This window comes from Streptomyces sp. SCSIO ZS0520 (assembly GCF_025643355.1).
Taxonomy (GTDB): domain Bacteria; phylum Actinomycetota; class Actinomycetes; order Streptomycetales; family Streptomycetaceae; genus Streptomyces; species Streptomyces physcomitrii.
Window position 1 is genome coordinate 4,341,992 of the sequence record NZ_CP092644.1, and the last position, 19,347, is coordinate 4,361,338.

Annotated in this window: 10 protein-coding genes, 1 tRNA gene and 1 other RNA gene; 10 read left to right on the forward strand and 2 right to left on the reverse strand. The window is 73.9% G+C overall.

Annotated elements, in window-relative coordinates:
• Positions 1 to 4 precede the first annotated feature (4 nt).
• The 4 genes from MID12_RS16990 to MID12_RS17005 all read left to right on the forward strand — a co-directional run bounded on the left by MID12_RS16990 (position 5) and on the right by MID12_RS17005 (position 6,800).
• Positions 5 to 967 (forward strand): TauD/TfdA dioxygenase family protein, encoded by a 963-nt coding sequence (locus tag MID12_RS16990; protein ID WP_263168289.1) that lies wholly within the window; start codon positions 5 to 7, stop codon positions 965 to 967.
• A 175-nt stretch (positions 968 to 1,142) separates the two neighbouring features.
• Positions 1,143 to 2,387, forward strand: coding sequence for an aminotransferase class V-fold PLP-dependent enzyme (locus MID12_RS16995; protein WP_263168290.1), 1,245 nt, complete (start codon positions 1,143 to 1,145; stop codon positions 2,385 to 2,387).
• 659 nt (positions 2,388 to 3,046) lie between these two features.
• Positions 3,047 to 5,218 (forward strand): hypothetical protein, encoded by a 2,172-nt coding sequence (locus MID12_RS17000; protein WP_263168292.1) that lies wholly within the window; start codon positions 3,047 to 3,049, stop codon positions 5,216 to 5,218.
• Between the two features lie 4 nt (positions 5,219 to 5,222).
• Entirely contained in the window at positions 5,223 to 6,800 is a 1,578-nt protein-coding gene (locus MID12_RS17005) for an amino acid ABC transporter substrate-binding protein (RefSeq protein ID WP_263168295.1), read from the forward strand.
• An 80-nt stretch (positions 6,801 to 6,880) separates the two neighbouring features.
• Here MID12_RS17005 and MID12_RS17010 read toward each other — a convergent pair.
• Positions 6,881 to 6,968 (reverse strand) — tRNA-Ser (locus MID12_RS17010).
• 71 nt (positions 6,969 to 7,039) lie between these two features.
• Between MID12_RS17010 and ffs the strand changes: the two genes are divergently transcribed.
• The 6 genes from ffs to MID12_RS17040 all read left to right on the forward strand — a co-directional run bounded on the left by ffs (position 7,040) and on the right by MID12_RS17040 (position 17,400).
• Positions 7,040 to 7,136: signal recognition particle sRNA small type (gene ffs / locus MID12_RS17015), an RNA gene on the forward strand.
• A gap of 74 nt (positions 7,137 to 7,210) precedes the next feature.
• Positions 7,211 to 9,934 carry a DNA polymerase III subunit gamma and tau gene (locus tag MID12_RS17020; protein WP_263168297.1) on the forward strand — a complete coding sequence of 908 codons (2,724 nt, stop codon included), beginning with the start codon at positions 7,211 to 7,213 and terminating at the stop codon, positions 9,932 to 9,934.
• Positions 9,935 to 10,315: 381 nt separating this feature from the next.
• Complete coding sequence (gene purD / locus MID12_RS17025; RefSeq protein ID WP_040251727.1) at positions 10,316 to 11,569, forward strand: phosphoribosylamine--glycine ligase; 1,254 nt, start codon at positions 10,316 to 10,318, stop codon at positions 11,567 to 11,569.
• 461 nt (positions 11,570 to 12,030) lie between these two features.
• A complete protein-coding gene (locus MID12_RS17030; RefSeq protein WP_263168299.1) occupies positions 12,031 to 14,214 on the forward strand; it encodes a hypothetical protein in 2,184 nt (727 codons plus the stop codon).
• 348 nt (positions 14,215 to 14,562) lie between these two features.
• Positions 14,563 to 16,332, forward strand: coding sequence for a N,N-dimethylformamidase beta subunit family domain-containing protein (locus MID12_RS17035; RefSeq protein WP_263168302.1), 1,770 nt, complete (start codon positions 14,563 to 14,565; stop codon positions 16,330 to 16,332).
• Between the two features lie 168 nt (positions 16,333 to 16,500).
• Positions 16,501 to 17,400 (forward strand): phosphoribosylaminoimidazolesuccinocarboxamide synthase, encoded by a 900-nt coding sequence (locus MID12_RS17040; protein ID WP_263168304.1) that lies wholly within the window; start codon positions 16,501 to 16,503, stop codon positions 17,398 to 17,400.
• Between the two features lie 280 nt (positions 17,401 to 17,680).
• Here the strand turns inward: MID12_RS17040 and MID12_RS17045 are convergent, their stop codons facing one another.
• On the reverse strand, positions 17,681 to 19,252 hold the full coding sequence (locus MID12_RS17045; protein WP_263168306.1) for a sulfatase: 1,572 nt from the start codon (positions 19,250 to 19,252) through the stop codon (positions 17,681 to 17,683).
• Positions 19,253 to 19,347: the final 95 nt, after the last annotated feature.

Consider the following 19,347-nt stretch of genomic DNA (forward strand, 5'->3'; position numbering starts at 1 on the left):
CACCGTGAACCAGACCGTGCAGCCCACCCGACTCACCGTCCGCCGGACCGCGGGACGCATCGGCGCCGAGATCTCCGGCGTCGACCTGCGGGAGGAACTCGACGGGGCCACCGTGGCGGAGATACGCGCCGCGGTGCTCGCCCACCGCGTCGTCTTCTTCCGCGACCAGCCGCTCGACCACGCCCAGCACATCGCCTTCGGTCGCCGCTTCGGCGCCCTCACCCGGCGCGAGGGCGCCAAGCACGGGGTCCACCCGGAAGGCCACCCCGAGATCCTCACCGTCGACCCCCGGGCCGACACCGAGCGCTACGGCGCCGACTTCGAGGAGCACTACCGACGCAAGTGGCTCTCCCCGCTTGCCGGTTGGCACAGCGACCTCACCCAGTACCCCAACCCGCCCGCCCTCTCGATCCTGCGCGCCGAGCGCACCCCCGAGTTCGGCGGCGACACCCAGTGGACCAACACCGTCGCCGCCTACGAGGGCCTTGCCGCCCCCCTGCGCCGGCTCTGCGACGGACTCATGGCCGAGCACGCCTTCTTCAACGCCGTGCACCTGCGCCACTCCGACGAACGCGACCGCGAGATCCTGCGCAAGTTCTGCGCCGACCCCCAGGTCGCCGAGCATCCTGTGGTCCGCGTCCACCCCGAGACCGGCGAACGCGCCCTGTTCGTCAGCCCCGGCTCCACCACCCGGATCACCGGCTTCTCCGAACTGGAGAGCCGCCACCTCCTCGACCTCCTCTTCCAGCACCTGACGAGCGCCGAGTACACCGTCCGCTTCCGCTGGGAACCGCACAGCATCGCCTTCTGGGACAACCGCAGCACCTGCCACTTCGCCCCCACCGACTTCGCCCACCTGGACGTGGACCGCGTCATGCACCGCGTGACCGTCCTCGGCGAGCCCGTCGAGGGGCCCGGCGGACTGCGCAGCGAGTCGGCGGCGGGCACCGAGATGCGCGCCTGGTAGCAGCCGGGCGCCGGGCGGGGCCGCCGGTACCGCCCCGCCCCCGACCACTGTCCCCCTTACCGTGTGACGGGCACCGCGAGGAGTGCCCGTCACACCGGTCCCGTCGCGGGGCACCCGAGCACAGGGCCGGCCGCGACGCCCCCGCGGCACCCGCCGCCCGGCCACCAGGAGTCCCGTGCGTACGACCGAGGCCCCCGCGCCCGAACCGCTCACGCTGCCCGACGGCCGGCCCGCCGCGGCCGCCTGGACGCTCGACCCGGCGATCAGGCACCTGAACCACGGTTCGTTCGGGGCGGTCCCGCGCTGCGCGCAGGAGGAGCAGAACCGGCTGCGGCAGCAGATGGAGGCCTCACCGGTGCGGTGGTTCCCCGAGCTGCCCGGCAGGGTCGCCGCCGCGCGGACCGCCGTCGCCGCCTTCCTGCGGGTGCCGCCCGGCGACCTCGCCCTCGTCCCCAACGCCAGCGGCGGTGCGAGCGCGGCCCACCTCGCCCTGCCGCCCCGCCCCGGCGCCGAGGTCCTGGTCACCGACCACGGCTACGGCGCGGTCACCATGGGCGCGGCCCGCCTCGCCCGCCGCTGGGGCGGCAGCCTGCGCACCGTCCATGTCCCCCTGGACGCGGACGCCGACACCGCCCACGAGGCGGTGACCGCCGCCCTCGGCCCCTCGACCGGGCTCCTCGTGATCGACCACATCACCTCGGCCACCGCGCGCTGGCTGCCGGTGGCCCGGATCGCGGCGGCGGCCCGCGAGCGGGGCGTGCCGGTGCTCGTGGACGGCGCCCATGTGCCCGGCCTCGCCGAGGAGCCGCTCGCCGGCCTCGACTGCGACTTCTGGGTCGGCAACCTGCACAAGTTCGGCTGCGCCCCGCGCGGCACCGCCGCCCTGGTCGCCCGCGGCCCCCTGCGCGAGGACCTCCACCCCCTGATCGACTCCTGGGGCGCTCCCGACCCGTACCCCGAGCGCTTCGACACCCAGGGCACCGTCGACGCCACGGGCCCGCTTGCGGCGCCCACCGCACTCGCCTTCGTCGAGGACACCTGGGGCTGGCCCGCCGCCCGCGCCTACCTGAGCGCCCTGGCCGACTACGCCGAGGACCTGATCGGCGCGGCCTTCGCCGAACTCACCGGCGAGGACAGCCGGGTGGACGTCGGCATGCCGGTCGGCGCGATGCGCCTGGTCCGCCTCCCCGCACCACTCGGCGCCACCCGCGTCGAGGCGGACGCCCTCCGCGACCGCGTCGGCCGCGAACTGGGTGTCGCCGCCGCCTTCACCAGCTTCGGCGGCACCGGCTACTTCCGCCTGTCCACCCACGTCTACAACACCCCCGCCGACTACGAGCACTTCGCCGAGCGGTGCGTCCCGGTGCTGGGGGAGTGGGCCCGCCGGGCGGCGGGACGAGGGGCGCGCGGGACGTCCTGACGAGCGCGGCGGACGCGTCCCCGGCCGCACGGATCCCCCGGCCGTCAGCCGCAAACGCCGTGCCCTCCGGTCGAGTTGCCGCCAGCGTGCCGCCCCGCACACAGGGTGACGCCCACCCGGTGCCGGCAGCCGCTCCGCACGGGGGAGGCTCCGCCATGGGTCCGTACGGCATCGTCGTCGGGTACGACACCGAGCGGGACACCCTCAGCGGCATCATCGTCTGCGACCGGCTGCGCACCAGGGCGCCCCGCTCGGTGTGCGACAACGGCTACGGCGAGGACGCCCACCCGAACGCGGCCTCCTACGCGCGCACCGACCACCGCGTCCCCACCGGGGAGTGCCTCCCCCGGGCGGCCGCGGCGACCTCGGCGGTACCGGACCGCTCCGCTCCGTCCAGTGGGTCCACACCTGCGCACCCCCGGACATCCGGGGCACCCCCGTCCCCTCGCCGAGCGGAGAGCAGGTGCCCGTCACCGGGACGGCACGCGGGCGCCTGCCTGCCGCGGCGCCCACCCTCGCGCCACCCCCTCATCCCCCCAACTCCCTTTTTTGCAGGGGTCGTTGCCGAACAACAGTGTTCGTGTTCCACTAACCCTTTTCTGGTGCATCGGACAGTGGGAAACCGTCTTCGGACGGGATGAACACTTCATGGGGGGTCCGTGTGTGACGACTTGGGGTTCGAGAAACTCCTGAGCGAGGAGGGCTTCTTCGCGCACCTCCTCGGGCGGTCGCCCTCCGGCGGCGGCCGGGATCCGCTGTACGGGCCCGACCTGCCCGTGGTGCTGCTCACCGGCGGACCCGGCATGGGCAAGGGGCGGCTGCTGCGCGCGGTGCGGGACGCCTTCGCCGCCAAGGTGCCGGTGATCCACCTGGACTGCGGCTCGCCGGTCTACGCCGACCGGGCCGAGCCGGAGCCCGGCGCCCGCTCCGCCGCGACCGAGGCCCTGGTGGAGGTCGCCCGGCGGCTGTGCCTGTGGCAGGGGACGGGCGGCTCGTTCGCCTTCCCGCGGCTCTTCACCGGCCTCGCGATGATCGCCACCGGCGCCACCGAGGGCTCGCCCGAGGCGGTCGCCACGGAGGTCGAACGCTACGAGCAGCTGCCCCAGAAGCAGCGCCTGCGCGGCCTGGTCACCGGCGACTTCTGGCGCGGCATGCTCGGCGGGACCGTCCGCAACCTTCTGACGACCCTGTCCGGGCAGGCCCTCGACCCGTACTCGGCGGCCGTCAGCAACGCGATCCTGGACGCCCTCTTCGAGCGCCTCGCCCCCCGCGGCCGGCACGAACTCGAACGCATCTACGGCTCGTACCCCGGCGCCGCGGGCCAGCCCAGGCACGGACTGCGCAACCTCGCCGCTGACTTCCACACCGGCGGCGAGGCACGGGAGTTGGCGGAGAGCTTCCTCTTCCGGGCGCTGCGCGAGGACCTGGAGGCGGCCTACGCCTCCGCCGCCGGCTGGCTGCGCCGGGTCGGCCGCCCCGGACTGCTCCTCGACCACGCCGAGTCGCCGCTCGGGGAGCAGCTGCTGCGCGCCGCGCTCACCGACCGCCGGGGCGGGCAGCGCGACCGCCTGGTGATTGTGGGCACGGCCCGCAGGGCGGACGGCGGCGCCTTCCTGCACGGCGGACTCCCGGCCGAGGAGGCGGCGGCCCCCGCGGAGTTCCGGCCGGCCGACGGCGGACCGCCCGCCTGGACCCGGCGTGCGGACGGCACCGCCGACCGCGCCCCGCTCGCCGACGGAGTACTGCTGCTGCGCATGCCCCTGCTCACCGGCGACCAGCTCCGCCGGGAGACCGAACGCAGGCAGCTCCACACCGAGCCGGAGGGCGCCTCGAACCGCCGCCGCATCGACGCCGCGGTGGCCCGGCTCAGCGGCGGACGGCCGCACACGGTGATCCGCCTCGCCGCCGCCGCGGCCGCCTTCCGGATGCCCGAGGACGCCAACGACCGGGACATCCTGGACGCCCCGCTGCGCATACCCGGCGACGGCGCCCCCGAGCAGCGGGTGGCCGACGTACTGCTCCAGGAGCTGATCCTCGACCAACTGCCCGTACGGCTGCCGACCGAGCACCGCGACCAGTGGCTCGACCTGCTCACCCATCTGTCGGTCGCCCACGACAAGGAGTGCGCGGACGTCCTTCTGCGCCACCACCAGGCAGGCCACGTCCACCACTTGACGGCCCATCACCTCTCCCAGCTCCTCACCGACACGGGCTGGCCGAGCTGCGAACGCCACTTCATCGGCGACTTCGGCCTGCGCCAGATGCTGGTGCACCGGCTGTACGGGCTGCGCCCGGGCGGCGCCGCCTGGAGCGCCGACCACCACCTGCTGCGGGACCACTACACGGGGCGCGCGGCTGTGGACGGGGCAGCCCCGGAGGGCCGGGCGTTCCGCTCGGTCACCGCGCACCGGATGAGCCACCACCTGGTCTCCGGCGGCGCGGACGACGTCGTCGACCACTTGGTCGCCACCCTGCCGGGCCGCCCCCGCCAGTGGTGCGCCGACCTCCTGGAGATCGCGCAGGCGCCCTACCCCGGCGGGGCGGACGCCCGGCGGGAGCGGGCCCAGGGCCGGATGGCCGCCCGGGGCCCCGCGCTGCGCCGCACCGTCGACCAACTGCTGCACGCGGTCTGGCTGTGCGAGGAGCGGACCAGGCCGACCGGCAGGGAGACCGCCCGCACCCTGGCCAAGCTCCTCGACCTGCTGTCGATCATGGAATTCGACGGCGCGGGACAGCTCAGCGAGATGGCCACCGACTGGAGCGGCCTCGCGGAGAACGAGCAGCCGCTGCTGCGCTGCACCTGCACCGGTCAGCTCGGACGAAGGAGGTAGCGCAATGCCCAGATGGAAGAAGATCCTCTACTCGGTGCTGCTCGTCGCGGCCCTCGCGGCAGCCTCCTGGACGGCCTGGACCGTCTTCCGCAAGCCGGAGATGTGCGCCGACGGCGTGGAGAAGAAGGGCGGCGAGTGCATCGGCGTCAGCGCCGGCGGCTACGACTTCGGCTCCCCGGAGATCGCCGAGGTGTCCCGGGCCATCGCGAGGGAGAACGCGCGGATCGCCGACGAACCGCATGTCACGGTGGCGATGATGCTGCCGCTCCAGTCCGGCTCCGAGGCGCTGCGCCGACAGATGCGCAGCGACCTCCAGGGCGCGTACTTGGGCCAGTTGGAGGCCAACCGGGGCGAGGGGGAGCCCCCGAGGATCCGGCTGGTGCTCGCCAACCCCGGGCGCAACTACGGGCAGTGGGCCGCGGTCTCCGACACCCTGGTGCGCATGGCCGGCTCCGCTGAGGACCGGCTGCGCGCCGTCACCGGCTTCAACCTCACGCTCGACAACACCGAGAAGGCCGTCGAACGCCTCACGGAACACCGGGTCCCGGTGCTCGCCGCCCGGATCAGCGGGGACCAGATCGCCAACAGGGACAGGGGCGAGGAGCGCTTCCCCGGCCTTGCCCGGATCATCCCCACCAATCACGATGCCGCCCAGGCGCTCGCCGACTTCAACGAGAAGGGCCGCCGGGACAGCAGGACGGTACTGGTCTACGACAAGCGCGCCGACGCCTACACCGAATCCCTTGCCGAGGCCTTCGGCGACATCGAGGAGGTCGGACCCTCGGGCCCCGCCGCGATGCCCTTCGAGTCCCCCGCCATCGACGAGGCGGGCTCGACGGGCAACCAGTTCGCCCAGGTCGCCAACAACATCTGCGACTCCGAGGCCGACACCGTCTACTTCGCCGGCCGCTCCATGCACTTGCGCATCTTCGCCCTCAAACTCGCCGAGGTGGGCTGCAAGGGCCGCCACTACACCGTCATCAGCGGCTCCGACGCCGCCTCCCTCCAACTCTCCATGTCCCCCCGCAACTGGGAGCAGTTGCGCGGCGAGGACGGCAGGCCGAAGGTCAGCGTCCAGTACGCCGCCCCCGGGCACCCGGCCGCCTGGGAACAGGAGTTGAAGCGCTGGCGGCGCGAGCACGGCACCGCGGAGCCGCCCGAGTACCTCACCCAGCCCAAGGCCGCCCTGGACACCCTGCACCAGTGGATCGCCGACACCGGGGAGACCTGGAAGGCCCCGGCGGCGACCCCGCGCCTGGAGGACTCCCGCACGATGCTCTCCTACGACGGCCTCGTCACCGTCGGCAAGGCCGTGCACCAGGCCATGGGCGACGGCACGAGGATCCCCTCCCGCGAGGACGTCGGCAACCAGTGGGTCCTCCTCCAGTCCCAGCACCGCGTCCCCGGCACCAGCGGCCTCATCTGCCTCACCAGCGGCGGCAACGCCTACGACAAACCCGCCGCCGTGGTCGAACTCGACCCCGGCGAAAAAGGCCGCGGCAAACTCCGCTTCATCGGCCTCGGCTGGCCCACGGGCAGCCCTCAACCCAAGAACTGCGTGATTCCCAGCGGGCAGGGGTGAGGGGGGCAACGGCCGCCACACACGCCGAGGGGCCCCACCGCTTGCGGTGGGGCCCCTCGACATCGTGCCCGGTGAGGCACTGGCGGAGGATACGAGATTCGAACTCGTGAGGGGTTGCCCCCAACACGCTTTCCAAGCGTGCGCCCTAGGCCTCTAGGCGAATCCTCCGCCGGGAACATTACATGAAGCGTGGGAGTGCTCGCGAACTCGTTCCCGGTCAGCTGATCGGGTACCCTGGGCGCAGCCCCTCACGTGGCGCTATCTGACTGAACTCCCCCAGGGCCGGAAGGCAGCAAGGGTAGGTCGGCTCTGGCGGGTGCGTGGGGGGCCCTTTGTGTCTCCAGGGCTGTGAGCAGGGGCCGGGGCAGGGGCGGGGCCGGTTGTCGGTGGGCGCCTATAACCTCGTAGATGTGTCGTCTCTCGCGCTGTACCGCCGTTATCGCCCGGAGTCGTTCGCCGAGGTCATCGGGCAGGAGCATGTCACCGACCCGTTGCAGCAGGCGCTGCGGAACAACCGGGTCAATCACGCGTACCTGTTCAGTGGTCCGCGCGGCTGCGGCAAGACGACCAGTGCGCGCATCCTGGCCCGCTGCCTGAACTGCGAGCAGGGGCCCACCCCGACGCCCTGCGGGGAGTGCCAGTCCTGCCGCGATCTGGCGCGGACGGGGCCGGGGTCCATCGACGTCATCGAGATCGACGCCGCCTCGCACGGTGGTGTGGACGACGCCCGTGAGCTGCGGGAGAAGGCCTTCTTCGGGCCCGCCTCCAGCCGGTACAAGATCTACATCATCGACGAGGCGCACATGGTCACCTCGGCGGGCTTCAACGCCCTGCTGAAGGTGGTCGAGGAGCCGCCGGAGCACCTCAAGTTCATCTTCGCGACGACCGAGCCCGAGAAGGTCATCGGGACGATCCGTTCGCGTACCCACCACTACCCCTTCCGGCTCGTGCCGCCCGGCACCCTGCGCGAGTACCTCGGCGAGGTCTGCGGGCGGGAGCAGATCCCGGTCGAGGACGGTGTGCTGCCGCTGGTGGTGCGGGCGGGCGCCGGTTCCGTACGGGACTCGATGTCCGTCATGGACCAGCTGCTCGCGGGAGCGGCCGCGGACGGTGTGACGTACGCCATGGCCACCGCGCTGCTCGGTTATACGGACGGCACCCTGCTCGACTCCGTGGTGGAGGCCTTCGCCGCGGGGGACGGGGCCGCCGCCTTCGAGGTCGTGGACCAGGTCATCGAGGGGGGCAACGACCCCCGCCGTTTCGTCGCCGACCTGCTGGAGCGGCTGCGCGACCTGGTGATCCTCGCGGCCGTGCCGGACGCCGCGGAGAAGGGGCTCATCGACGCCCCCGCCGATGTCCTGGAGCGCATGCAGGCGCAGGCCGGGGTCTTCGGCGCCGCCGAGCTGAGCCGCGCCGCCGACCTGGTCAACGAGGGCCTCACCGAGATGCGCGGCGCCACCGCGCCCCGCCTCCAGCTGGAGCTGATCTGCGCCCGCGTCCTGCTGCCCGCCGCCTACGACGACCAGCGCGCCCTCCTCGCGCGCCTGGACCGCCTGGAGCGCGGCGGCGGTGTGCACTTCGTACCGGGGAACCTGGGGCCGCCGATGGCCTACGCGCCCGGGCCCGGCGCCCATCCGCCGATGCAGGCGGGGCCCGGCCCGGCGCAGGGTGCCGCGCCCGGACCGGCGGCCGGTGGCGCGGTGCCTCCGGGCGGCGGTCCCGCGGCGGCTCGTGCGGCGGTACGGGGCGGGGTTCCGGAGGGGGGCGACGGCGGCTCAGGCACCGGGCCGGGGGCCGGTCCGGGTCCTGGCGCTGGTCACGGTCCCGGGCAGTCGGCTGAGGGGCGCCCCTCCGGCGGTCACCCGGCGGACGAAGGCGCGGCGGCCGCACCCGGCGCGACAGCCGATGCCGCCTCCGCACCGACACCTGCTTCTCCGCCTTCTCCCCCTTCTCCCTCTTCTCCCTCGGCCGCATCCGCGCCCTCGGCCGGGGCAGCTCCCGCTGAAGGTACGGACTCGGGTACGCGCGCCCCGGGCGCCTGGCCAGGCGCTGCCGGAGCCGCCGGATCGGCCGGAGCCCAAGGCGCACCCGCCGGCGCCGGCGGTGGTGGCGAGCGCCGCCCCGGTGGTTGGCCGACCGCGGCCACGGCGGGCGGGGGCCAGATCCCCGGCAGGTCAGCCGGGCCGTCCGCCGCGCCCCCGGCCCCGGGTGCCGGTACGCCCTCCGCGTCGAACGCCCAGTCCAGCCCATCCCAGTCCGCGCCGAGCGGCCCATCCGCCCCCTCGCAGTACGCCCCGGCAGAACCGGCGCCCGCCCACTCCGCACCCGGCGGCGGAGGCGGACTCGACCCCCGGGTGCTGTGGCCGAACATCCTGGAGGCCGTCAAGAACCGGCGGCGGTTCACCTGGATCCTGCTCAGCCAGAACGCGCAGGTCGCCGGGTTCGACGGCACCACGCTCCAACTCGGCTTCGTGAACGCCGGGGCCCGGGACAACTTCGCCAGCAGCGGCAGCGAGGAAGTGCTGCGGCAGGCGCTCGTGGAGCAGTTCAACGTCCCGTGGAAGGTCGAGGCCATCGTCGACCCCTCGGGCGGCAGCGCCCCGCCCCCCGCGGCGGGCGGCTTCGGCGGCGGGCCGACCGGGGGAGGCGCACCCGGCGGAGGCATGTCCGGTGGCGGTCCCGGCGGCGGCTACGGCGGCGGGGCGCCCGGTGGCGGTTCCTCCGGCCAGCGGCCCGCCACCTCGTACTCCGACTCTTCTCCGTCCGCTTCCTCCTCTTCCTCCTCTTCTCCGCACTCCTATTCTTCGTCCTCGTCCTCCTCGTACTCCTCGTCCGCTTCCGCCCACTCCTCCGGCTCGTCCGGGGCCTCCGCCGCCCAGGCCCAGGGCGGCGGCGGGTACTCGTCCGCGCATTCGTCCGGCGGGCACACCGGGGCGGCCCACTCCTCCGGGGCGGCGGGGCAGGCGGCGAACGCCTCGGCTTCCGGGCATCCGGGATCGTCGTATGTGGCCCCCGAGGACGACATGCCCGCCGAGGACGACGCGGACCTGGACGCCACCGCGGCGCTCTCCGGGCACGACCTGATCGTCCGCGAACTCGGCGCCACCGTCCTGGAGGAGATCCCGCACGAGTGATCTCGCATGAGCGGTCCCGCCCGCATGAGTGATCCCGCGCGGGTGACCGCCCGCACCGGGCCGGACGGCTGACGACGTGGCGACGTGGCGACGTACGACGTACGACGTACACGCCTCACCACGTGCCGCCCGCGGGACTCCGCACACCGGGCCGCTGCCTGAACGCATCAGCGCGGCCGTCCACAGCCAAGCCGTCCGAACACAAGCCGTCTGAACACGAGCTGTCTGAACACGAGCTGTCTGAACACGAGCTGTCTGAACACGAGCTGTCTGAACACGAGCTGTCCGAAGGCAAGCTGTCCGAACATACGAAAGTGACCGGTCCGGCCGTTCGGTGGCCCGTCCAAGGGGTGGGGACCGGTGGCGGATAGGCTGGCCCGTGTGAAGGTCCTTGTCATCGGCGGCGGTGCCCGCGAACACGCCCTGTGCCGTTCCCTGTCCCTCGACCCCGACGTCAGCGCACTGCACTGCGCGCCCGGCAACGCCGGTATCGCCGAGCTGGCCGAGCTGCACACCGTGGACGCGAGCGACGGCGACGCCGTGGCCGTGCTCGCGCGGCAGCTCGGGGCGGGGCTGGTCGTGGTCGGCCCCGAGGCGCCCCTGGTCGAGGGCGTCGCGGACGCGGTGCGGGAGGCGGGCATCCCCTGCTTCGGCCCGTCCCGCCAGGCCGCGCGACTGGAGGGTTCCAAGGCCTTCGCCAAGGACGTGATGGCGGCGGCCGGGGTGCCCACCGCCCGCAGCTACGTCTGCACCACCGCCGCGGAGATCGACGCGGCGCTGGACGCCTTCGGGCCCCCGTACGTGGTGAAGGACGACGGTCTGGCGGCGGGCAAGGGCGTCGTGGTGACCGGTGACCTGGACCTGGCGCGGGAGCACGCGCTGGCCTGCGGGCGGGTGGTGATCGAGGAGTACCTGGACGGGCCCGAGGTCTCGCTCTTCGCGGTCACCGACGGCGAGACCGTGCTGCCGCTGCAGCCCGCGCAGGACTTCAAGCGCGCGCTCGACGGCGACCAGGGGCCCAACACCGGTGGCATGGGCGCCTATTCGCCGCTGCCCTGGGCCGATCCGAAGCTGGTGGACGAGGTCCTGGCCACGGTCCTGCAGCCCACCGTCGACGAACTGCGCCGCCGCGGCACGCCCTTCTCCGGCCTGCTCTACGCCGGGCTCGCGATCACCTCGCGGGGCGTGCGGGTCATCGAGTTCAACGCCCGGTTCGGGGACCCGGAGACCCAGGTGGTCCTGGCCCGTCTGAAGACCCCCCTCGCGGGGCTGCTGCTCGCCTCCGCCGAGGGCACCCTCGCCGACGCCGAGCCGCTGCGCTGGAGCGAGGACGCGGCGGTGACCGTGGTCGTCGCCTCCCACAACTACCCCGGTACGCCCCGCACCGGCGACCGGATCGAGGGCCTGGACGAGGTCACCGCTGAGGACGCCCCGCACGCCTACGTCCTGCACGCGGGCACCCGGCTCGCCGAGGGCGCCGTCGTCAGCGCGGGCGGGCGGGTCCTGTCGGTCACGGCCACCGGCGCCGACCTCGCCGAGGCGCGCGAACGGGCCTACGCCGCCGTGGGCCGCATCCGCCTCGACGGTTCCCAGCACCGCACCGACATCGCGGCGAGGGCGGCCGGCCAGGTCTGAGACCGGCGGTGCGGGCCCGGCCCGCTCTCCGCCGATCCCGGCCCGCTCGCTTCCGGATCCCGTACGGTCGCCTTCGTGGCCGCGGCCGTGGCTCTGGCCGTGGCCGTCGCCCAGCCCCGGCCACCGGCGGTGAAGGACCCTTCCGGCGGTGAAGGGCCTCCAGCCGACCGGTCCCGTCCGCCGCACCGGCCCCATACGCCCCCGCGATCCCCGAGGCCTCACCTTTACCCAAAGCCATTCCATCGAGTGAGCCCCCCGCTCAACCCGCTGACGGGTGCGGGGGGCCCAACTATGGTGCGGCGCAGGCTTTCCGGCACTTGGCCCACCGGCATTGCGATGTCAGTGGCGGCTGTCACAGTGGGGGAGTGAGCACAGTCAGGGACATTCGCGCGCAAAAGGCCGCCCCCGCGGGCGGCGTGCGGAGTTCCCGTCACGGGCGACGGTAGGGGGTGGCAGCGGGCATGGCCGCTATGGGTCTGGAGGCAGGGGCGTACGTGGCGCGGTCGCGCGCGCTGGCCGTGCTGCGGATGCGCGGTCGCGCGCTGGCCGCGGCCCTGCTGCCCGCCGCCTGCGCCGTGGTCCTCTTCGTGGCGGAGGGCACCGGACGGCTCGGCGCCGGGGTCTGGGACACCGTGCGCTGGGTGGTGACCGCGGTCGCCGTCCTCACGCTGCTCGGCGCCCTGGCCGTGGGGCTGGTCGTGGCGCGGGCGCGCCCGGCGGTGAGCCCCACGGTGCCGGTGCCGGAGCGGTCCGCGCCGGATCTGTACCGGCTGGTGCGCGATCTCGCCGACCGCCTCGGCGTCCCGGCACCCTCGGCGATAGCGCTCACCCCGGACTGCGACAGCTGGCTGGAGGACCGTACGCATCGGGCGTACCGCGCGGCGGACGGCGAGGGACCGGCCGCGGACGGATTCCGTACGGGATCCGGGTCCGCCGGCGGTTCCGGGTTCCGGGCGGCCGACGGGTCGGGAGCCGGTGGCGAGCGGGGTGTGCCGCCCGCGCCCGTGCTGGTGATCGGCTCGCCCTTCCTGTGGTGGATGCGGGTGGCCGAGCTGCGGGCGGTGCTCGCGCCGGTGGTCGCCGGGACCGAGCCCTCCGCGCACCCGGACATAGCGGCGGCCCGGCGGTTCGTCCGCGGCCTGGACGCGGCCGTGGCCGTGAGCGCCTCCCCCCGTCGCGGACCGGTGGCGCGGGCCGCGCTGGCCGGGGTCGGCTGGGTGGCCCGGCTGCTGCTGCGGAGCTGCCGGGTGCACGCGGCCGAGATGGAGCGCGGCGCCGCGGCGGCCGCCGCAGAGCGTGCACAGGCTGTGGACTACGGGCTGCGGATCACCGCGCAGGAGCAGGTGGGCCTGGCCTACGCGGGCTGGGACCGGCTGCTCACCAAGGTGGCGCTGCCCGCCTGGCGGATGGGGCGCTGGCCCGCGCGGCTGGACGCCGGGGTGGTCTCCGCGCTCACCGAACTCTCCCGCCGCGACCGCCTCGCGGACGGTTTCGCCTCCCGCCTCGGCGAGCGCCCGGCCTGCGATCTCCTGGAGGAGCCGGGCTCGATGGACGAGGCCGCCTCGCTGCTCGCCGCCCGCCTCTTCCACGGCGGCCCGGCCGAACCGGGCCCGGACTGGGCGCCGGTGGACTGGCAGCACTACCCGGAGGAGGTCGTCGACCGGAAGTGGCGCGCCGACGCCGCCCGCCTGCACAAGGTCCTCGACCGCCTCTCCGGCCCGGCGGGCCTCCCCGGCCCGGCGGCCACCGCTCCGGGCACGGCTGCCGGCCCGCACTCCGGCGGCGCAGACCATGGCGCGGGGGTCGCCCCGGTTTCGCCGACCGCCGCCGCCCCGGCACCCGAAGGCCCCACGCTGGCAAGGGTGCTGGCCCATCTCCAGCTGACGGATCCGACCGAGCCGCCCTCGCCGTCCCGCCCGCCTCAGCCGCCTCACTACTCACCTCGGCCACCTGAGCTGCTTCAACCACCTGAGCTGCCTTCCTCCCCTGACCTGCCTCAGCCGCTCGACCCGATCGAGCCTCCTGACCCGAGCGAGGGACCCGGCCCGAGCGAGCCGCTTGGCCCGAGCGAGCGACCTGACCCGATCGAGCGGTCCGACCCGAGCGCACCACCCGCCCCGCACGAGGAAAGGGGCCCCGGCCTCGCCCTCGATCCTGACCCCGCCCTCGATCCCGATCTTGACCTCGACCCCGACCTCGGCCCTGACCCCGATCCCGACCCCGTACTCGACGAGCGGACCTCGCTGCTCGCGGCCGGGCTGAGTGCCGAGCTGGCGCGGGAGGAGGCCGCTTCGCCCGGGCCGCGGGCGTTCGGTGCCGGGGCCGAGGGCGGTGTGGCCGGGGCGGACACCGCCTGGTGGGGTGACGGGATACTGCCGCTGTTTCCGCTCCAGCAGCCGCGTACGGCAAGGGAGTTGCTGACCGACCATGTGAAGGCGATGGTGTGCTGCGCCGCGGTCGACACGGCCGGGGCGGCGCCTGGGCTCGACTGGCTGGACGGCCCCTCGCTGCTCGTCGGCGGTGAACGGGACGCGGAGGTCGGGCAGTTGGTGCTGCGGCTCGTCGAGTACGGGGATTCCGGGCCCCTCAAGGCCTGGCTGGCGGACCGTGGCGTACGCGCGGACAAGCCGGTCCGCCTGGTCTGAGCGGTATGTCCCGCGGCGGTCGGCTCGCAAGGGCAGGCGCCCGCGGGCGCGCGGGGCGCACGCTCCCGCGCGTTGATGTGGTTTTCCTCACGCCTATTCGCGACGAAAGGTGACGAGGCCGGTGCGTCATGTGATGTGCTGGGACCGGTCCTGACACGAGTCGTGGCCGGGAGGTCGCTCAGCGCGACCCCCCGTGCCCTCCGGCGGGCAGGGCCCTGGAGGCAGCCCTCGCAGGCAACACCCCACAGCCCCCGGCGAGTTCAGGTAAGCCCACTTCCCACATGTCCACGACGTCCGGCACCACCCGCACCACCCGCACCACCCGCAAGGCGAGGGAGGGGAACCACGATGAGAGCGCAGCAGCAACCGGCCGGGCAACCGCCGAAGAGCACCATTCCCCCCGCACACCCCACGCCCCCCACACAGCCCACGGCCGCCACACAGCCCACGGCCGCCCCGGCGACCGCGACCACCACGAAGCCCGCGACGACGGCGAAGCCCGCGACGACGGCGAAGCTCCCGAGCGACGCCACCGCCAAGCCCCCACCCGGCACCACCGCGAAGCCCGCGAACGGTGCCACCACCCCAACCACCCCCACGACCACCGCCGCCCCCACCACCTCCACCACCGGCGACGCGGCCCCGCCGCTGATCCGGCGCTGGGAGTCCGGGGCGCTGGCGCACGCGGTCAGCGACCCCTTCGGGCAGGGGCCGCTGCCCTGGCTGCGCGGCAGTGAGCACTACTTCGACGACACCGGTCAGGTGGTCCCCTGGTACGTGGACCACGCCCCCGCGCCCGGTGCCCGCCGGGTCCCCGCGCCGCGCCCCAGCGGGCCCCGGATGGCGGACGATGTGCACCGGCAGATCAAGGGGTTCACCGCGACCGGCGCGGTGGTGCCGGGCGAGGCGATCGACTTCCACGTCACGGTCGACCCGCCGCAGCAGTTCAGTGTGGACATCTACCGGATCGGCCACTACCAGGGCGACGGCGCCGCGCACATCACCACCAGCCCGCGGCTCTCCGGCATCAAGCAGCAGCCGCCGCTCACCGCGGACCGGTCGGTCTCCTGCCACCACTGGTGGCTCTCCTGGCGCCTCCAGGTGCCGAGTTACTGGAACGTGGGCGCGTATGTCGCCGTGCTCACCACGGTGGACGGCTTCCGTTCGCACGTCCCCTTCACCGTCCGCGACGAGCGCCGCGCGGACCTGCTCCTGCTGCTCCCGGACGTCACCTGGCAGGCGTACAACCTCTTCCCCGAGGACGGCCGCACCGGTGCCAGCCTCTACCACGCCTGGGACGAGCAGGGGCGGCTGCTCGGCGAGCGGGAGGCGGCGACCACGGTCTCCTTCGACCGGCCGTACGCGGGCGCCGGGCTGCCCCTGCACGTCGGCCACGCCTACGACTTCATCCGCTGGGCGGAGCGGTACGGCTACGACCTCGCCTACGCCGACACGCGCGATCTGCACGCCGGACGCGTGGACCCGACGCGGTACCGCGGCCTGGTCTTCCCGGGGCACGACGAATACTGGTCCGTGCCGATGCGCCGGACCACCGAACGCGCCCGCGAGCACGGCACCTCGCTGGTCTTCCTCTCCGCCAACTCCATGTACTGGCAGGTCGAGTTGGGCCCCTCGCCGTCCGGGGTGCCGGACCGGCTGATGCGCTGCCGCAAGCGGCGCGGCCCGGGCCGCCCGGCGCTCTGGCGCGAGATCGACCGGCCGGAGCAGGAGCTGATGGGCATCCAGTACGCGGGCCGGGTGCCCGAGCCGAGCCCGCTGGTGGTGCGCAACGCCGACCACTGGCTGTGGGAGGCGACCGGGGCGCACGAGGGCGAGGGCATCGAGGGCCTGGTCGCGGGGGAGGCCGACCGCTACTTCCCGCGCACCCCGCTGCCCGAGCACGAGGGCCGGGTGCTGCTCGCCCACTCCCCGTACGAGGACGCCGAGGGCGCCCGCCGCCACCAGGAGACCTCGCTGTACCGGGCGCCCTCGGGTGCCCTGGTCTTCGCCTCCGGCACCTTCGCCTGGTCGCCCGCCCTGGACCGCCCGGGCCATGTCGACCCCCGCGTCCAGCGCGCGACCGCCAACCTCCTCGACCGCATCTGCAAGCACGACTGAGCCGCGAGCACGACCGGCCCTCCGCCGGAGCGGCCAGGATCCGGAACCCGGAACGAGGGGCCCGCCGACGGCCCCCTCACCAGGTCACCCGTGCCATGAGCGAGAATCGGAGGGCACGTACGGAGCCCCGCATGTACCGAGCGAGGGACTGAGCCACAGGAGGAACCGGTGTCCGGATTCGTCGAGAAGCCCGAACCCAGGGAGGTTCCGGGCCTGGTGCATCTGCACACCGGCAAGGTGCGCGACCTGTACCGCAACGCGTCCGGGGACCTGGTCATGGTCGCCAGCGACCGGATCTCCGCCTACGACTGGGTGCTGCCCACCGAGATCCCCGACAAGGGCCGGGTGCTGACCCAGCTCTCCCTGTGGTGGTTCGACCAGCTCGCCGACCTGGTCCCCCACCACGTACTGAGCAGCGAGCCGCCCGAGGGCGCCCCGGCCGACTGGGCGGGCCGGACCCTGGTCTGCAAGGCGCTCGACATGGTCCCCGTCGAGTGCGTGGCGCGCGGCTACCTCACCGGTTCCGGCCTCAAGGAGTACGAGCAGACCCGTACCGTCTGCGGTCTCGCCCTGCCGCACGGACTGGTCGACGGCTCGGAGCTGCCCGCGGCCGTGTTCACCCCGGCGACCAAGGCGGCGGTCGGCGAGCACGACGAGAACGTCTCCTACGAGGAGGTCGCCCGCCAGGTCGGCGCGGAGACCGCGGCGGAGCTGCGGCAGACCACCCTCGCCGTCTACGCCCGGGCCCGGGACACCGCGCGCGAACGCGGGCTGATCCTCGCGGACACCAAGTTCGAGTTCGGCTTCGACGGTGGGGAACTGGTCCTCGCCGACGAGGTGCTCACCCCGGACTCCTCGCGGTTCTGGCCCGCCGAGGAGTGGGAGCCCGGCCGTGCGCAGCCCTCCTTCGACAAGCAGTTCGTCCGCGACTGGCTGACCTCCCCCGAGTCCGGCTGGGACCGCGCCGCCGAGCGGCCGACGCCCCCGCTGCCGGAGAAGGTCGTCGAGGCGACCCGCGCCAAGTACATCGAGGCCTACGAGCGGCTGACCGGGCTGAACTGGGACTGATCCCCCCAACTGCCCGCGCGGGCCCGCCGATTCCGCGCGAAGCCCCCGCCTCCGTACGGCGACGCCACCTCCGTACGAGGCCGTCGCTTCCCTACGCTGCCCCGCCTCCGTACGAGGCCCCCGTACGTGGCCTCCGTACGAGGCCCCCGCACCGGCGGAACGGGGCCGGGTCCACAACCAGCGACCCGGCCCCCCGCGCCCGCTGCGAGCCGGCGCCCCCGCACCTGTACGAACTCGCGGCGATCCGGCACCTCTACGATCCCGCCGCGATCCCGCACACTTACGAACCCGCCGCCGCCCCGCACTCCTTCGCACCCTCGCAGGCCCGCAACGCGGCCACCTGCCGCGCCAGTTCCTTCTTCCTCTCCGCGGACAGCTCCCCGTAGGTGTTGTGCAGCTGGTCCGGGTCGCGCCGCCGGTCGTAGAACTCGCGGGAGCCGTCGGCGTACTCCACGTACGTGACGTCGGCGGTGCGGATGGCCTCGTAGCCGGGCGGGTTGCCGCTGCCCTTGCGCGGGCGGTCGGGGTCCTCGGCCGTGTCCTTCGCGCCGTGGTGCTCGATCAGCGCGGCCCGGGGCCAGTCCTTCGGGGTCTCGCCGCCGAGCAGGGGGACCAGGCTGCGGCCGTCCACCTCGGGGGCCGGGGTGCCGCCGCCGAGTGCGGTGAAGGTGGGGGCGAGGTCGATGTTGCCGACCACCGCGTGGCTGGTGCGGCCCTCGGGGACGCCGGGTCCGGTGACGATCAGCGGCACCTTGACGTCGGTGTCGAAGGCGGTCTGCTTCCCGGGGGTGAGCCGGTACTCGCCCAGATGGAAGCCGTTGTCGGAGGCGAAGACGAAGACGGTGTCCTCGTAGACGCCCTCCTTCCTCAGCCGGGTCTGGAGGCCGCCGATCATGCGGTCCACGGCCTGGACCGAGCGGACGCGCTCCCGGTAATTCCGGTCGATCTTCCTGAGCTGCTTCTCGGGCAGCGGCTTCCGGTCCGCGAGCCACTTCGGGGCGTCCTCGGGCAGCTTGTCGAAGGACGGCGGCCGCGGGGCCTTCAGAGAGGCGAACTTCTCCTCGTCCTCGGGCGCCGGGGTGGCCGGCCCGTGCGGGGCGAAGGTGGAGATGTCCAGGACGAAGGGCTTGCCGTCCTTCGCCGACTCGGTGATGAAGTCCTGGCCCTTCCTGCTCACCACATCGGTGAGGTAGTCCTCGGGCTCGTGGCCGTACTTCACGGTGCGGCCGTTCTCGTTCAGCGTGTAGTCGTACTCGGGGTAGCCGTTTCCGGCCACGGCCCACTCGTCCCAGCCGGGCGGTACGTAGTTCTTCTCGCCGCCGACCGTCATGTCCGGTTCGTAGCGGTTGAGGTACTTGCCCATCATCGCCGTGCGGTAGCCGCGCTTCTGGAGCGCGGTGGCGAAGGTGTGGTCCTCGTTGCCCTCCTGATGGAAGACGTCGAAGCCGCCGTCCGGCGGGGTGTTGGTGAACACCCCTGTGTTGTGGGGGTACTTGCCGGTGTAGATCGAGGAGCGGGAGGGGCAGCAGAGCGAGTCCGTCACGGTGTAGTCGGCGAAGGACAGGCCCGCTTTCCGCATCTCCTCGACGTGCGGCATGTACTGGACGAGATCCTCGGAGAGGTCGTCGGTGAGGACGAAGACGATGTTCCGCTGCGAGGCCGCCTCCCCGGAGTCGGCCGAGGGCCGGGCGGAGGGGTCCGCGGACTCCTCCGCCGCTTTCCCGGAGCCGCCGTCGCCGCAGGCGGTGCCCCCGGCCAGCAGCAGGGCGCCCAGGGCGAGCCACACCCCCGTGCGGCCCGGAGCGCGGCCGGGGGCCCGCCGCCCCCGGAGACGTGTGCGCCTGCGGTACATCGCCACCTGCCTTCCCGCCCCGCCGCCATCGCACCGGACGGCGGGAGCCTCGTGATGCCGGTCCTGGACGGCCCCCGGCGGTCACGACGGTAGGG

Coding starts and splice junctions, on each gene's coding strand:
- MID12_RS17005 (WP_263168295.1), top strand. CDS start 5,223: ATGCCCAGATGGAAGAAGATCCTCTACTCGGTGCTGCTCGTCGCGGCC.
- MID12_RS17045 (WP_263168306.1), bottom strand. CDS start 19,252: ATGTACCGCAGGCGCACACGTCTCCGGGGGCGGCGGGCCCCCGGCCGC.
- MID12_RS17030 (WP_263168299.1), top strand. CDS start 12,031: ATGGCCGCTATGGGTCTGGAGGCAGGGGCGTACGTGGCGCGGTCGCGC.
- MID12_RS17035 (WP_263168302.1), top strand. CDS start 14,563: ATGAGAGCGCAGCAGCAACCGGCCGGGCAACCGCCGAAGAGCACCATT.